General features: G+C 73.6%; 10 protein-coding genes. 5 read left to right on the forward strand and 5 right to left on the reverse strand.

Annotated elements, in window-relative coordinates:
- Positions 1-140: 140 nt before the first annotated feature.
- A complete protein-coding gene (locus LZF96_RS12700) occupies positions 141-1,379 on the reverse strand; it encodes a damage-control phosphatase ARMT1 family protein (protein WP_233870465.1) in 1,239 nt (412 codons plus the stop codon).
- Positions 1,380-2,809: 1,430 nt separating this feature from the next.
- Between LZF96_RS12700 and LZF96_RS12710 the strand changes: the two genes are divergently transcribed.
- The 4 genes from LZF96_RS12710 to LZF96_RS12725 all read left to right on the forward strand — a co-directional run bounded on the left by LZF96_RS12710 (position 2,810) and on the right by LZF96_RS12725 (position 7,380).
- Positions 2,810-4,480 carry a PP2C family protein-serine/threonine phosphatase gene (locus LZF96_RS12710; RefSeq protein ID WP_374203210.1) on the forward strand — a complete coding sequence of 557 codons (1,671 nt, stop codon included), beginning with the start codon at positions 2,810-2,812 and terminating at the stop codon, positions 4,478-4,480.
- Positions 4,477-5,586 (forward strand): B12-binding domain-containing protein, encoded by a 1,110-nt coding sequence (locus tag LZF96_RS12715; RefSeq protein ID WP_233870469.1) that lies wholly within the window; start codon positions 4,477-4,479, stop codon positions 5,584-5,586. The genes LZF96_RS12710 and LZF96_RS12715 overlap by 4 nt, the downstream gene beginning before the upstream one ends.
- Positions 5,583-6,074, forward strand: coding sequence for a hypothetical protein (locus LZF96_RS12720; RefSeq protein WP_233870472.1), 492 nt, complete (start codon positions 5,583-5,585; stop codon positions 6,072-6,074). The genes LZF96_RS12715 and LZF96_RS12720 overlap by 4 nt, the downstream gene beginning before the upstream one ends.
- 685 nt (positions 6,075-6,759) lie before the next feature.
- Positions 6,760-7,380, forward strand: coding sequence for a superoxide dismutase family protein (locus LZF96_RS12725; protein ID WP_233870474.1), 621 nt, complete (start codon positions 6,760-6,762; stop codon positions 7,378-7,380).
- Here LZF96_RS12725 and LZF96_RS12730 read toward each other — a convergent pair.
- Both LZF96_RS12730 and LZF96_RS26560 read right to left on the reverse strand, forming a co-directional pair.
- Positions 7,370-7,858: a hypothetical protein gene (locus LZF96_RS12730; RefSeq protein ID WP_233870477.1), complete on the reverse strand. Its 489-nt coding sequence runs from the start codon at positions 7,856-7,858 to the stop codon at positions 7,370-7,372. The two genes, LZF96_RS12725 and LZF96_RS12730, sit on opposite strands and share 11 nt — an antisense overlap.
- 281 nt (positions 7,859-8,139) lie before the next feature.
- On the reverse strand, positions 8,140-8,268 hold the full coding sequence (locus LZF96_RS26560) for a hypothetical protein (protein WP_267940811.1): 129 nt from the start codon (positions 8,266-8,268) through the stop codon (positions 8,140-8,142).
- A 475-nt stretch (positions 8,269-8,743) separates the two neighbouring features.
- Here LZF96_RS26560 and glgP point away from each other — a divergent pair, with 475 nt between their 5' ends.
- Entirely contained in the window at positions 8,744-11,338 is a 2,595-nt protein-coding gene (gene glgP, locus LZF96_RS12735; RefSeq protein WP_233870480.1) for an alpha-glucan family phosphorylase, read from the forward strand.
- 201 nt (positions 11,339-11,539) lie between these two features.
- On the opposite strand, the gene LZF96_RS12740 is transcribed toward glgP, so the two are convergent.
- Entirely contained in the window at positions 11,540-13,474 is a 1,935-nt protein-coding gene (locus LZF96_RS12740) for an ABC transporter ATP-binding protein (protein WP_374203211.1), read from the reverse strand.
- The gene (locus tag LZF96_RS12745) at positions 13,471-15,612 is read right to left on the reverse strand and encodes an ABC transporter ATP-binding protein (protein WP_233870483.1); all 2,142 of its coding nucleotides are present in this window, start codon (positions 15,610-15,612) and stop codon (positions 13,471-13,473) included. The genes LZF96_RS12740 and LZF96_RS12745 overlap by 4 nt, the downstream gene beginning before the upstream one ends.
- Positions 15,613-15,642: the final 30 nt, after the last annotated feature.

Below are 15,642 nucleotides of genomic sequence, written 5' to 3' on the forward strand. Positions count from 1 at the left end.
TCGCGCCGGTGGGGGTGATCGAGGGGCGTTGCCCGCAAGGGGGTTCGGCGAGGACGGGGCCGCTGCCCGGCACCTCGACGCGTCGTGTCCCCGGCCCGGACGCCCCCACCGGGGCGACACTGTCCCGGGGCGACCGCCGGTCAGCCGCCGGCGGTCTGGACGACGGCGTGGGCGCCGGAGATCCGCCAGCCGTCCTCCGTGGCGGTCAGTCGGTTCACCGTCCCCGCCGACAGCCCCGTCACCACGTCCGACTTCAACAGCCGCAGCGCCACCAGCGGCGAGGGGAAGTGCGCCACCAACGGCGCGAACGGCGTGGTCGCCGGCCACAGTCGGTCCCCGACCAGCCGCCGGTAGTTCAGGTCGCCCTTGAGCAGGGTCACCGAGCATTCCGCCAACCCGGCCCGCAGGTCGGCGGGCATCTCCGCGAAGGACAGCGGCGCGCAGAAGAACGGATGGGCGGAGATCGTCAACCGCCCGGTCCCGATCGCCTCCCACAACCGTTCCCCGATGCCCGCCGCGCGCCCGGGGCCGAAGGACAGCCGCCGCACGCCGTGCATCACGTCCGCGAGCACCGCGTCCGAGACGTAGTACGGCGCCGGCTTCACGTGCAGAGCCACCCGGCCGGCCAGGCCGTGCACCAACAGGTGGTCGATCAGGGCCAGATCGGCGATCAGTTCCCGACCACTGTTGTCCGCGATCACCGCGACCGTCCCCGGCCCCTCCGGTCCCGGCTCCAGGAGTTCCCGCGCCGCCGTGATCTCGTCCACCACCAAGGCGGCCTCGCCCTCGCCGAGACCGCCGCCGGAGATCATCTCGAAACTCAGGTCGGCCCGGTTGGCCTGCACCGAGGCGAGCAGGAACGCCCGCAACCGGTCCTCCGCCGGGCGCGCGCCCAGGTCGTGCAGGACCTCCAACAGGGTGTCCACGCCCCCGCTCCGCAGCTCGGCGTGCTTGACCGGCGCGAAGGGGTCCAGCCCGCGCCACGGGCCGGGGCCGAAGTGCGAGACGGCTTCCAGCAGGCGCCGGTAGAAGAAGCTCTCGGCCCACAGGAACGGGACGTCCAACCACCGACGGCCGTGGTGCGGGTACCCCCACTCCGCCCACTGCTCGTGCTCGTGCGCGTCGGCCGGCAGGGGGGTGATGTCCCCGCCGTCGATCTCGGTCAGCAGCACGTCCAGCGCCCGCTGTTGCTCCGCGCCGTAAGGGAAGGACCGGCGGACCCGGTCGACCAGCGCGGGATGGCGCTCCTCCAGCACGCTCCGGGGGAACGAGCCCGGGATGTTGCCCCGGATGACCGGGGCCTCGTCGTCCGCTCCGGGACGTCCGCCGCCGACACCGGCGGTGCCGTCCTCGCCGTCGGGGGTGAGTGCTGCGTTCACGCGGGTCTTCCCTTCCCTGGCGTTCCCGTCCCGCCGGGTGCCCCGGGTCCCGGTGCCCCGGTGTCGGTGGGGGCGGACCCGGGGCCCGTATCCCCCGGTGGGTCCTTCCCGGCGATCCTGCCCCGCCCCGCCTCCCGCGCCACCCCCGACGCGCCCCCGCACGGATGTGCGGCTCCGGCGGGGGCCGGCCGGGACCCCGTCCGTTCGCCGCGTCCCGGGTGCCGGTGGGGCCGAGTGGTCGTACGGTCGGACTCCGGTGATCGGTCCGCGTCGGGCCCCGGGCGAGGAGAAGGTCGTGGCCGTTCATCGGGCGGAGAGTGACGGAGCGGAGGGCCCCGAGCGGAACGCGGGGCCCGTCAACCCCTTCCACGGGCCGGTGAGCCCCGCGGCCGACATGCTCGGCGCTCCCCGGAGCACCTGCCGGAGGAGAGTCGGCCCTCCGGGCGAACCACCTCGGCGGCGGGACGCCCACCTTCGCCCTCGACTTCTCCCGCCCCGGAGCACAGGTGGCCGCGCGGTGTCTCACCTCCGTCCGTCCGGGGCGGGAGGGATTCCGCGCCGTGCAGCGGACCATCCGGGAGGCCGCCCGCACCCCGGCCGGCGGCGTCGGGGAACCGGGGGACTTCCGGATGCTCACACGGGGGAGGATCTGCCGGTCCTGACCTTCACCACCGCGCCGCACGTCACGGCCCACGACATCTTCGACGTCTCCCGGTCCTCCCGGGAGCACGGATGGCTCGTTCCCGCCTATGCCTTTCCGTCGAACCGCCGGGATCTCTCGGTTCCGGGAGTGGGTTGTCGCAACGGCTCCAGCGGGAATCCGGCGTCGGTGCCCGTGGAGGCCCGGGGCGGATTCTTCCGCGACCGCGGCGCGGGGCCGACGCGGGCGCCGGTGAGGGGAATCACGCGGACCGCGAACGGGCGACGACTTTCCACCGCCGAGTCGCCTCGTCCGGTCGCGCCACCGGATTGTGCCACCGGTTCCCGGGCAGCCGGCCCCGGGTGCCCGGGAGGTCCCATCCTCCCGACACGCCCGGGCCGGTGGACGGGACGGAGAGGGGTCGGCCGGGACATTCGGGGCGGGTGCGGGAGGGGTAACAATGCCCGCGCACAGGTTCGTTGACCACGGTGGATGGTCCTTCGCCACGGCCGTGACCCGTGCGGCCCCGATCCCCGCCGGAACCCCAAGGAGTTCCCGAGTTCCTCCCCAAAACGCTTTTCCGAGTCGAAAAAAGAGGACAATGAAAATTCCGCACCCCGAATAAAGGGCTGTGGGGCCCGCCGACGCCTCCCCGTTCCACGGGAGTCACGGAGGGTGGAAAACGCCGGGGAAGATTACGGTGAGGGGGTATGTACGCGATCGTTGCCCGCAGGAAACAGTTGTACCAGTGGTGAAGAGGTGAAGGAGCCCACACTGGGGGCTCCCGACCGTGGAGAATTTCGCGAAAACTTCCGACCGACCCGGCGGCACCGAGGAAAACGGTGCGGCCTGGGACACGGCGCCCTACCCCGTGGTGGTGGTGGACGCCGACGGCGCGGTGCGTCAGGCGAACCACGCGGCCGGCGTGCTGTTCCCCGACGCCCATCCGGGCGCCCGACTGACCGAGGTGGTGCCGCGGTGGCTCTCCGCCGCCCACCATCGGGGATTCCTTCCCCATCAGGTGGGGGACGGTGCCGGCGCACCGCCGCCCGCCGTCAGCGGCCCCGTGGGTGACCGCGTCTACGAGGCCCATCCCACCCGCCACGATGACGGCGGTGTCGTCTGGTGGTTCGTGGACGACACCGACCACCGCCTGGCCACCGACGCCCTGCGGGTGGAACGCGAACGCACCGCCTTCCTGGCGGAGGCGTCCAACCTGCTGCTCTCCTCCCTCAACCTCGAGCGGTGCATGGACGTCACCGCCCGCCTCGCGGCCCGGTACCTCGCCGACGCGGCCCTGGTGATCGTGCCCCGCTCCGGACGACGGCACCCCGTGACCGTCTGCGCCCACGGCGGCGAGCCCCGTCGCGCCCGCCTCGCGGTGGATTCCTCCGAGGTGCCCGGCCTCACCGAGGCCCTGCAGGGTTTCCCGCCCGTGCCCTCCCGCTGGATCGACCCCGCCTCCGCCCCCGACTGGGTGGTGCCCGAGGGGTTCGGCGAGGTCGGCTCCCTGGTGGTCACCCCGCTGCCGGGCCACGGCGTCCCGGCCGGGGCCCTGGTTCTGCTGCGCCGCGTGGGCCGGGCCTCCTTCAACGCCGACGAGGAGGTCTTCGCACGACTCTTCGCCGCCCGTGCCGGCGCCGCCATGTCCACCGCCCGGCTCTACGCCGAGCAGGCGTCGATAACGGAGATCCTCATGCGGGAGCTGCTGCCCCCGCCCCTGCACCACGTGGACGGGGTCGAGTTCGCGGGCGGCTACCGCCCCTCCGCCGACGAGGAACGCATCGGCGGCGACTTCTACGATGTCCACCCCGCCACGGCGGAGGGAGAGGAATCCCTCGCCGTCCTCGGCGACGTCTGCGGCAAGGGTCTCGAGGCCGCCGTCCTCACCGGAAAGATCCGCAACACCCTGCACGCCCTGTTGCCGATGGCCGATGACCACCAGCGGGTGCTCCGGCTGCTCAACGGCGCGCTCCTCGACTCCCGCCACACCCGCTTCGTCACCCTGGTGCTCGCCTCGGCCGTGCGCCGCGACGGCAACGTCCGCCTGCGCCTGACCAGCGCCGGCCATCCGCGGCCGCTGATCGTGCGCGCCGACGGCCGCATCGAGGAGGCCGACACCAAAGGCATGCTGGTCGGCGCCCTACCCCGGATCGAGGCCCACACCCACACCACGGAACTCGCCCCCGGTGAGAGCTGTCTGCTGTTCACCGACGGCATCACCGAGGCGCGGGGCGGGCCTCTGGGCGACGAACTCTTCGGCGAGGAGCGCCTGCACGCCGCCCTCACGGAGTGCGCCGGAATACCCGCCGAGGCGATCGTGGAACGGGTGCGGATGCTCGTCTCCGAGTGGCTCGGCACCGGGCGGCACGACGACATGGCCGTCGTCGCCATCACGGCACCGCGTGGCGCGCATCTGAGTGCGGTGGGAGGTCACGGACGGGGCAGGTTCACCGCATGACCTCCGAGACCCGTACCCGGGCCCCCCTCGACGCGGGAACCGGGCCGGCCGAGTGGGCCGACCGTCTCTGGGAGGCCGTGTGGCACGGGGACGAGCGGCGCGCCGGTGACGCCACCCTGGCCGCGCTCGACGCCGGAGTGGGACCCGAGACGCTGTTCCTCGACGTCGTCGGCGCCGTCCAGCGGAAGGTCGGCGAGGAGTGGGCCGCCAACCGGATGAGCGTGGCCCGGGAACACGCCGCCACCGCCATCAACGAGCGCGTCATCACGGCACTGGCCCGCCACCCGGCGGTGCACCGCGAACCCACCCGGGGTCGGATCACCATCGCCTGCGTGGACGGTGGGTGGCACGCCCTGCCCGGCCGCCTGCTGGGTGAGGTCCTCAAGCTGCGCGGCTGGCGGGTGGACCACCTCGGGGCCCGGGTGCCCACCGCCCACCTCATAAGCCGGCTCCACCTCACCGGGCCGGAGGTGGTGGCGCTCTCCGGCTCCATCGCCACCCGCCTGCCCACCGCCCACGCCACCATCACGGCCTGCCGGGCCGCCGGCGTGCCGGTACTGGTCGGCGGCGCCGCGTTCGGTCCCGACGGCCGTTACGCCAGGATGTTCGGTGCGGACATGTGGGCCCCCGACGCCCGCATCGCCGCCGACCGCCTGGACGCGGGCCTCCCGCCACACCCCGCACCGCCGCACCAGGCGGTGGACGACCTGCCGCACCTCACCGACCAGGAGTACACCCTGGTCACCCGCTCCGCCTCCCGACTGGTGCGCGAGATCCTCACCGGCCTGGAGGAGCGCTTCCCGCCGATGCGGGAGTACTCCCGTGCCCGGCACCGGCGCACCGCCGAGGACATCGCGCACATCATCGACTTCCTCGCCGTCGCCCTCTACACCGACGACGACGACCTGTTCACCGGCTTCATCCACCGGACGGCCGGCGTCCCGGCCACCCGCGGGGTACCCGCGCACTCCCTGCCACCGGTGATGGACCTGCTGACCCACCGTCTCAAGGACCTGCCGCGGGCCGTCCGTCTGCTCGACCGGGGACGTCATACGCTGCTGGACCACCCGGCCGTCTCCGTCCTCGACCCGGAGATCCCCGCATGACCACGTTCCCGCCGCGGAACCTCCTCCTCATCCGGGCCGTGAGGAAGCCGCACGCCCGCCACGTCGCGATCTCCGGTGACCTCGACTACGACACCTCCGAGGACTTTCCGGAGACCGTGATCGGGGAGATGGGCGCGTGCCCCGAACCGCGCGAACTCCACCTGGACCGCGCCGAGCCGGGTGTCTGCGACTCCATGGTCCCGTCCATCCTGCTCATGCTCCACCGCCGGGTGGTGTCGGCGGGGATCACGCCGCACCCGGACAACCGTCAGCCGGCTCCGAACCGGCTGCTCGGGATCACCGGCACCTTCCGACACTTCATCGACGCCTCGAAGGGTGGGGTCCCGGCGGTCCGGGAGACCGGCGTCGTCCATCCCGCCCACCCCCGCGACGAGGACCGGGCCGGGCCGGAGCCCCGGGCCTCCGGTCGCGGGGGCGTCGGGAGAGCCCGACCCCGCGGAGGAAGGCGGTCCAGGCCGGTGCGCTGACGGGGCCGGCCCGGAAGCGGGCACCCGACCGGGGGCGGGTCGGGGATCGGAGCACCGGCCGGGCCGCGGGTCGGGGGAGGAGCGGGCGTGATCGGCCCGGTGCCGCTTTCCGATCTCCCGGTCGGGCGCGCCGCCGTCGGGGGCGGCGGAGTCACGCCCGGGCCCGCCGTCCCCGGCGCGTCACGGTTCCCGCGGGCGCGTCCGGCGGAGCGCGGCGGCGCCCGGACGATCGGGAGGCGCTGGTTGTCCTGTCGGCGGCCCGATGTGCCGGTGGTGTGGGTCGGGACGATCCGCACCCCTGCCGGGGTCGTCCACCTCCACGGTTGTGCCGAGTGCCCGGTGGAGTCGGACGCGATGATCCGGACGGCGTCCGGTGTCGAAGCGGGCGAGGGGGCGGGGGAGACACCCACCGGGCCGGGGAAGGGTGTCGGCACCCCGTGACCGAGTTCCGGCGGGGGAAGACGCACCGTGCCGCCTGCGGTCGTCAGGTGTACCCATGAGGGCGAGTCACCGAACGTGCTTGCGGGAGTTCGAAAGTGGGGCCGGGGTAACCGGACGGTCGTTCGCGGCTCACCCGAACGCCCCGTCCGTCATGCGCGTTCCGCCCCCTCCCGGTGCGGTATCGATGGGGGTCGCCCGGACACCGTCCGAGCGGCCCCCACCCCCACGCCAGGGAGAACCCCAGATGACACCAGCCACCCGGGTCCGCCACGCGAGCGCGATCGCGGCCGTCGTCCTCCTCGGAGCGACGGCCTGCGCGGCCGACACCTCCACCGAACCCGCCGCCGCCCCGGCCGTGGAGCAGGACGACGCGTCGGACGATCTGATCGGCGAACTGATCAACACCGAGGGGCAGTCGGTCGGTACCCTCTCGCTGAGCGAGGACAACGGCTCGGTCCGGGGCGAGGTGTCGCTGACCGACCTGACCGTGGACCCCGGTTTCCACGGTTTCCATCTGCACGAGACGGCCGTGTGCGAGGCCGACGCCCCCGACGGGCCGTTCACCACCGCCGGCGGGCACTGGAACTTCACCGACGCCGAGCACCCCGGGCATGTCGGGGACATGCCGGCCCTGCTCGTCATCGAGAACGGCACGGCGGAGGCCATGTTCGTCACGGATCGCTTCACCCTCGACGACTTCCCGGACGAGGGGGTGGCGGTGATCCTGCACGAGGACCGCGACAACTTCGCCCACATCCCGGACCGTTACCAGTCGGAGGACGCCGACGAGCCCGGCCCGGACGAGACCACCCTCGCCACCGGTGACGCCGGCGACCGCTACGCCTGCGCCACCCTCACCCCCTGAGTCCGCGCGACCGACCCCGGCGCCGGCGGTCCCCGCCGGGGTCGGGGTCGGGGTCGGTCGGTGTTCCGGGCCGGCGGAGGGGCGGGAGCCCCGGGTCCCATGGAGGGCGGGGTGTCCTCCTCCGGTGATCGGGCCTCGTGAGGATCGAGCCGACCACGGTCGCCACGGTGCAGAGCGCGAACAGGATGATGGCCGAATTGAGCCACAGTGGTGTCAGGTTGGGGCCGCCGTCGCAGGTGGCGATCACGGGGAAGGCCAGTTCCACCTCGGGCACCCCGCCGCCGGGTCCGGGGCACCTCGTCCACTCGAACGGCAACGCGTGCATCCACAGGGTGAAGGTGCCGAACAGGGCGATCGAGCGAAGATGCCGCCAGAACCGGCGCTGTCGCCACTCTTCCGTCCACCACAGCCGCAGGACGACCGTCAGGCTCCACAGGAGCGAAACACCCCAGATGGCCCACGCGAAGAACCACAACATCTCCGACGCCTCCCCCGTGACCGGTCGGCCCCCGGGTGGACCGGCCCTGTCGCCGAACCCCGAAGCCCGGCTCCCACAGCGTTGTTCCCCGATGATCCCGGCGGTGAAGCGACGGTTTCCGGCCCCGTGATCCCGTCCCCGCCCCCGGCGGGCGCCGCCGGCGGGGGGAGATGACCGGGAGCCCGGCCGCGTGTCACACCGGAGCCGGCCCGCCGGGGCGGTCTCCCGATCCGTCGACCGCGAGGTGGTTCGGCGCCGTCTCCGGAATGGTTCGGAAGTCCTCACCGGAGCGTCGGACAGGGAGCCCATCCGCCCCATCGGGCCACCGTGACGCGGTCCTCGGCCCGACCGATGTCGTACAGCGGGATGGAGGTGCCGGCCTCCGACAGGGCGACGTGCGCGGCGTACACGCCGGAGGAGTCGCCGACCTGCGCGCGCCGTGGTCCTCCCGGTCGGCCACCGCGCCGGGGTTCCCTCGCAGCCGGTCGGCGACCGTGCCCGTCCCGTCGGCATCAACGATGCCGGGCCTCTCGGCCCGTGGCGGTTCCGGCGCCGGCCCCGGCGGTCGGGTGACGGCCGATCGGGGTGCCCGGGGGCGGGCACGGGAAGGGTTCGGGGGCGGAAACCGGCCGGCCGTCGGCGCCTTCATGTCGTGAAGGAGAACTCATCGGAAACCCCCGGAAAACCGCCATCGGAGTCAACTCCCCGATCCACCGGGGGGTTGGTTCCGCCCGAGAAGGCGGTGATTCCGCCCCCGCCGACGGTGTCCGCTCTCCGGGGCGCGGCGTTCGTTCCTCGGGAACCGGGCCGACACGCCGTCCCTCCGCCGGCCCAATCCTCCCGAAACTCTCGCGACACGCCCGGCCTCGCCGTTACCTTCGAATGGTGAAGGCCATTCGTCGATTCTCCGTTCGTCCCGTCCTTCCGGAGTCCCTGCTCCCGCTCCAGGAACTGGCGCTGAACCTGCGCTGGTCCTGGCACCCCGAGACCCGAGAGCTGCTGCGCTCGGTCGATCCCGAGGGGTGGACCGCGGCCGGGGGCGATCCGGTGCGGATGCTCAGCACGGTCTCCGCGTCCCGGCTCGCCGAGCTGGCCGCCGACCGCGGGTTCCTCCGCCGCCTCGGCGTCGCCGCAGAGGAACTGCGCGACTACCTCACCGATGACCGCTGGTATCAGCAGGAGGGTGCGGAACTGCCGCGCTGTGTCGCGTACTTCTCCCCGGAGTTCGGCATCACCGCCGCGCTGCCCCAATACTCCGGTGGTCTCGGCATCCTCGCCGGCGACCACCTCAAGGCCGCCAGCGACCTCGGTGTTCCGCTGATCGGTGTCGGCCTGCTCTACCGCCACGGCTACTTCCGCCAGACGCTCTCCGCCGACGGTTGGCAGCAGGAGCACTACCCGGTGCTCGACCCGCACGCCATGCCGCTGACCCTCCTCGCCGAGGAGGACGGCACCCCCGTGCGGGTGGCCCTGACCCTGCCCGGCGGACGCTCGCTGGGCGCCCAGATCTGGCAGGCCCGGGTGGGCCGGGTGCCGCTGCTGCTCCTGGACTCCTCGCTCGCCGAGAACGACCCCGCCGAACGGGATGTCACCGACCGCCTCTACGGTGGCGGCAGCGAGCACCGTCTGCTCCAGGAGATGCTCCTGGGCATCGGTGGCGTCCGGGCGCTGCGCGCCTACTGCCGGATCACCGGGCACGCCGAGCCCGAGGTCTTCCACATGAACGAGGGCCACGCCGGATTGCTGGGCGCCGAGCGCATCCGCGAACTGGGCGAGGAGCGGGGGCTGGACTTCGACGCCGCCCTGCGCGCCGTCCGCGCCGGCACCGTCTTCACCACCCACACCCCCGTCCCGGCGGGCATCGACCGCTTCCCCGAGGAACTGGTCGCCCGGCACTTCGGTCCGGACGCCGAGTTGGCCTCGCTGGACCGCGACCGGCTGCTGGAACTGGGTCGGGAACCGGAGGGCACCGCCGCGCCGGGCGGGCAGCCGCCGGCCGAGGGGCAGCCGCGCGCCTTCAACATGGCGGCCCTGGGCCTGCGCACCGCGCAGCGCTGCAACGGTGTCTCCACGCTGCACGGCTCGGTCAGCCGGGAGATGTTCTCCGGGCTGTGGCCGGGCTTCGACCCCTCCGAGGTGCCGATCGGCTCCATCACCAACGGCGTGCACGCCCCCACCTGGACCGACGACGCCATGCGCGACGTCCGGGCCGGCGACATGTCCGACACGGAGCTGTGGGAGCTGCGGCGCGAGATGCGCGAGCGGCTGATCCAGGAGGTGCGCGAGCGGCTGCGGGTCTCCTGGCGACAGCGCGGTGCCGCCCGCGCCGAGCTGGGCTGGATCGACGACGTCCTGGACCCGGACGTGCTCACCCTCGGTTTCGCCCGGCGGGTGCCCTCCTACAAGCGGCTGACGTTGATGCTCAACGACCGTGAGCGGATGAAGAGGCTGCTCACGCACGCCGAGCGGCCGGTGCAGATCATCGTCGCGGGCAAGGCGCACCCGGCCGACGAGGGCGGCAAGCGGCTCATCCAGGAGTTGGTGAAGTTCGCCGACGACCCCAGGCTGCGCACCCGCATCGTCTTCCTGCCGGACTACGGCATGGCGATGGCCGGCTTCCTGTACTCCGGCTGCGACGTATGGCTCAACAACCCGATCCGCCCGCTGGAGGCGTGCGGCACCTCCGGGATGAAGGCGGCCCTCAACGGCTGCCTCAACCTCTCGGTGCGCGACGGCTGGTGGGACGAGTGGGCCGACCAGGACTTCGGTTGGGAGATCCCCACCGCCGACGGGATGGCCGCCGAGGACCCGCAGTGGCGGGACGCGGTGGAGGCCGCCGCACTGTACGGGTTGCTCGAGGAGCAGGTGGCGCCCTGCTTCTACGACCGGGCCGGCAACGGCGGACCGCCGCCCCGGTGGATGGAGATGGTCCGCGCGACCATCGACCGGCTGGGCCCCAAGGTCCTGGCCGAGCGCATGGTGCGCGAGTACGTCGGCGAGCTGTACTCCCCGGCGGCCCGCGCCCATCGGGAGCTGGACGCCGAGGCGGCCCGCGAGTTGGCGGCCTACGTCGATCGGGTGCGCCGGGAGTGGCCCGGCGTCTCGGTGGACCACGTGGACTCCGGCGAGGAGCCCCCGGTCCTCGGCGGCATGGTGCCGCTGCGGGTGCGGGTGGCCCTCGGCGGACTGGACCCGGACGCCGTGCAGGTGCAGGCGGTGACCGGCCGGGTGGACGAGAACGACACCCTCGCCGACCCCCGGGTGGTCCCGCTCAAACCGCTGGGCGGTGCCGATCTGGAGGGCCGCTGGACCTACGAGGGCGAGCTGACGCTGGACCGCTCGGGGCCCTTCGGCTACACCGTGCGGATCCTGCCGTCGCACCCGATGCTCGCCTCCCGGGCGGAGCTGGGGCTGGTGGCCCTGCCGAGCATGGATGTCGAGCAGGTGCCGGAGCACGAGGCGGGCGTACTGCTGCGCTGAGTCGGTGCCGGTGCCGGTGCCGGTGCCGGTGCGGGGCGGGCACGACGGCGACGCCGCGTCCGCCCCGCAGGGTCCGCCGTTCGTCCGGGTCGTCCGGGTCGTCCGGGTCGTCCGGGTCGCCGTGATGGTGACGGCGCGACGGCCCCATCCGGGACACGGGACCAGGGACACGGGGACCCCGACACCCCGCGCGCGGCGGGATCAGACCAGGCTCTCCCGCCAGGCCCGGTGCAGCGCGGAGAACTCCCCGCGACCGGCGATCAGGTCCTTTGGCGAGCCGTCCTCCACGATCCGGCCCGCCTCCATGACCAGCACCCGGTCGGCGATCTCCACCGTGGACAGCCGGTGCGCGATGACCACCGCCGTGCGGTCCCGCAGCACCGTGAGCATGGCCCGCTGCACCGCCTGTTCGCCGGGGATGTCCAGCGAGGACGTCGCCTCGTCCAGGATCACCACGCCGGGGTCGGCGAGCAGCACCCGGGCGAAGGCGACCAGTTGCCGCTGCCCGGCGGAGATCCGGCCGCCGCGCCTGCGCACGTCGGTGTCGTACCCCTCGGGCAGCGCGGCGATGAACTCGTGCGCCCCGATGGCCCGGGCGGCGGCCTCGATCTCCTCCCGATCGGCTTCGGGGCGACCCAGCGCGATGTTCTCCGCGACCGAGCCGGAGAACAGGAACGCCTCCTGGGTCACCATCACCACACCGCGCCGCAGCTCGGGCGTGGACAACCGCCGCAGGTCCGTGCCGTCGAGCAGGACCCGTCCCTCGACCGGGTCGTAGAGCCGGGCCAGCAGCTTGGCGAGGGTGGACTTGCCCGCGCCGGTGGCGCCGACCAGGGCGACGGTCTGCCCGGCGGACAGGGTCAGGTCGAAGCGCGGCAGCACCTCGCCGCCGGTCCGGTAGGCGAACCGGACCCCCTCGAAGACCACCTCGCGGCCGGGCCGGTCGACGGGCCGCTCCGACAGCGACTCCGGGGACTCCGGCTCGGGGACGTCCGGACGCTGGGCCAGCAGCCCGGCGATCTTGTTCATCGAGGCGGCGGCCGACTCCCAGTAGTTGAGGATCATGGCGAGCCGGTCCAGGGGTTCGAACAGCCGCCTGATGTACAGGGCGCCCGCCGCCAGGGCGCCCAGGGCGAGCGCGTCGGTGGCCACCCGGTAGGCGCCCCACATGACGATCACGGCCATCGCCACGTTGGCGGTCAGTCGGGCCAGCACCACGAAGCGGGCCATCTCCAGGATGGTGCCGCCGTTGAGGTCCCGGTGACGCTCGTTGAGCCCGGCGAAGTGCGTGTCGTTGTGTCGCTCGCGCCGGAACGCCTTGACCGGCCGGATCCCGTTCAGGGTCTCGTTGAACTTGACGATCACCGCCGCGATGGCGGTGGACCGCTTGGAGAACATCGTCCCGGCCCGGCGCCGGTAGCTGCGCACCAGCACCCACATGGGGACCAGGGAGGCGAAGGCGAGCCCGCCGAGACCGAGGTCCAGCCACAGCAGCAGGACACCGATGTAGCCGACCGACACGATGACGATCAGCAGGTCCTGCAGGCCCTCGTCGAGCAGGTCGCGCAGAGCCTGCACGTCGCTGGTGGCACGCGAGATCAGCCGGCCCGAGGTGTACCGGTCGTGGAAGTCCAGGCTCAACGCCTGGCCCTGCCGGTAGATGCGTCCGCGCAGGTCGAGCAGGACGGCCTGGGCGGCTCGGGCCGCGACCCGCAGGTAGCCGTTCATCAACAGGCCGGAGGTGATCGCGGCGATCAGGTAGAGCACGGCGACGGTGACCAGCGGCCCGTGGTCACCGGCCACGGCGGCGGGCACGCCCCGGTCGATGGCGTGGGCCACCAGCATCGGTCCGGCCTGTACGGCGACCTGCTGCACGAGCAGCAGGACGGCGGCGAGCACCACGGCCCGGCGACGGGGCCGCAGCAGGGAGCCGAGCAGGCGGCGCGGGGCATCGGGCGGGGCGGGCAGCCGGTCGGCGGCCACCGCGTCGTCGGGGCCGGGCACCGGCTCCGAAGGGAGCGGCCGGTCGTCGTCGGGCGGTTCGGGCGGGGTACCGGGGGAGCCGGGGCCTCCGGGGGCGTCCTCGCGGGAGGAGGGGGGCCGGCCGGGGCCGCCGCCGGGAACGGTGGTGGTCACGGTGCGGGGACCTCCTCGGAGTCGGGCCGGGTGGATGTCCCGGTGGGTTCGGCGTTCCCGGTCATCAGTCGGCGGTACTCGGCGCTGGAGGCCAGCAGTTCGGTGTGGGTGCCCACGGCGGTCACCCGGCCGTTCTCCATCAGCGCCACCCGGTCGGCGAGCTGCACCGTGGACGGGCGGTGGGCGACCACCAGTGCGGTGGTGCCGCTCAGCACCTCGCGCAGAGCCGCCTCCACCCGTGCCTCGGTGTGCACGTCCAGTGCGGAGAGCGGGTCGTCCAGGACCAGGAAGCGGGGACGGCCGACCACGGCGCGGGCCAGGGCGAGACGTTGGCGCTGGCCGCCGGACAGGCTCATGCCCTGTTCGCCGACCTCGGTCCCGGCACCCAGGGGAAGCGCGGTGACGAAGTCGAGGGCCTGGCCGATGCGCAGGGCCCGCTCCAACTCCGTGTCGGCGGCGCCCTCGGGCCCGTCGGTCTCCCCGGGATGGGTGCCGGTGCGAGCCGGGTCACCGCGCCCCGGGTCCTCGGTGTCCGGGGCGGTGTGCGCGCCCATCAGCACGTTCTCCCGGACGGTGGCCGAGAAGAGCGTGGGCTCCTCGAACGCCATCGCCACCCGTCGGCGGACCTCGGAACGGGGCAGCGTCATGATGTCGGTGCCGTCCAGGGTGATCCGGCCGGCGGTGGGTTCGTGCAGTCGGGGCACCAGGGCGGTCAGGGTCGTCTTCCCGCAGCCGGTCGCCCCGACCAGCGCCATGGTCTCGCCGGGACGCACGTGCAGGTCGATCCCGTCCAGCACCGGCGGGGCCCCGGCGGGGGCGTCGGGGTAGCGGAAGACGACCTTCTCGAACCGCAGACCCGCCTCCCCCTCCCGGGTCCCGCCGTCGCCGGTGGGGCGGTCGTCGGGGGAGTCGGTACGGACCGGGGGAGTGCGGTCCGGGCCCGGGTCCACCGGCCCGCGCGCGTCGCGGACCTCGAAGTACCGGTCGGCGGCGGTGGCCGCCTCGTTCGACATGGCCAGCAGGAATCCGAAGGACTCCACCGGCCACCGCAGCGCCAACGCGATGGTCAGGAAGGCCAGCAGGGTGCCCGCGGTGATGGCGCCGGAGGCGATCTGCAGCACACCCAGAACCACGACGGCGCCCATGAACAGTTCGGGCACGCAGAAGATGACGCCCATCAACAGGCCCAGCAGCCGGGCCTTGCGCACCTCGGTGTCGCGCAAGCGCCCGGCCAGCTCCCGGAAGGCGGCGGCCTGGCTGCGGTGCCGGCCGAAACCCTTGATGATCCGGATGCCGAGGATCGACTCCTCGACCACGGTGGTCAGGTCGCCGATCTGGTCCCGGGCGCGGCGGGCGGCCACCGAGTAGTACCGCTCGAAGACCGTGCACACCACGATCAGCGGCAGCACGGGAGCGAGCACCACCAGGGCCAGCGGCGGGTGCAGGGCCAGCAGCAGCGCCGCGCCGATGACGATGGTGGTGGTGTTGACCACCAGGAAGGTCAGCGGGAAGGCCAGGAAGAGCCGGAGCTGTTGGAGGTCGCCGGTGGCCCGGGAGAGCAACTGCCCGGAGGACCAACGGTCGTGGAAGGAGACCGGCAGCCGCTGCACGTGGCGGTAGAGGTCGCCGCGCATGTCCGCCTCGACCCGGGCCAGGGGGCGGGCGACCAGCCAGCGGCGCAGGCCGAACAGGAGGGCCTCGACGACGCCGACGAACAGCAGGACCAGGCCGCCGAGCAGGACGCCGCCGGGGTCGCGGTCGGCGACGGGGCCGTCCACCAGTTCACGCAGGATGATCGGCATCACCAGCGCCATGGAGGAGGCCAGCACGGCCACCACCACGGCGGTGAACAGCCGGCCGCGCACCGGTCGCACGTAGGGCCACAGGCGGAGCAGGGAACGGACGGTGGAACGCCGCCCTGCTGGTGCGGCTCCCGGGGCGGTCGTGGTGGTCGCGGTGGCGCCGGCGGCCGGCGGGGCGGGGGAGGGGCCGGGGTCGGCCCCCGCGCGGGTCGCCGGGGTCCCGGGGGCGTCCGGAACGGGGCTCGGGGACCCTCCGTCGGCACCGGTGGCGGGGCGGGAGGGATCCGGCGGGTGGTCGGGATCCGGGGGTGGCGGGGGTGGGATCGAGGCAGACATCAGGACCGAGCCTACGGTTCACCACTGTCA

This window comes from Streptomyces sp. ST2-7A (assembly GCF_021390475.1).
GTDB lineage: Bacteria > Actinomycetota > Actinomycetes > Streptomycetales > Streptomycetaceae > Streptomyces.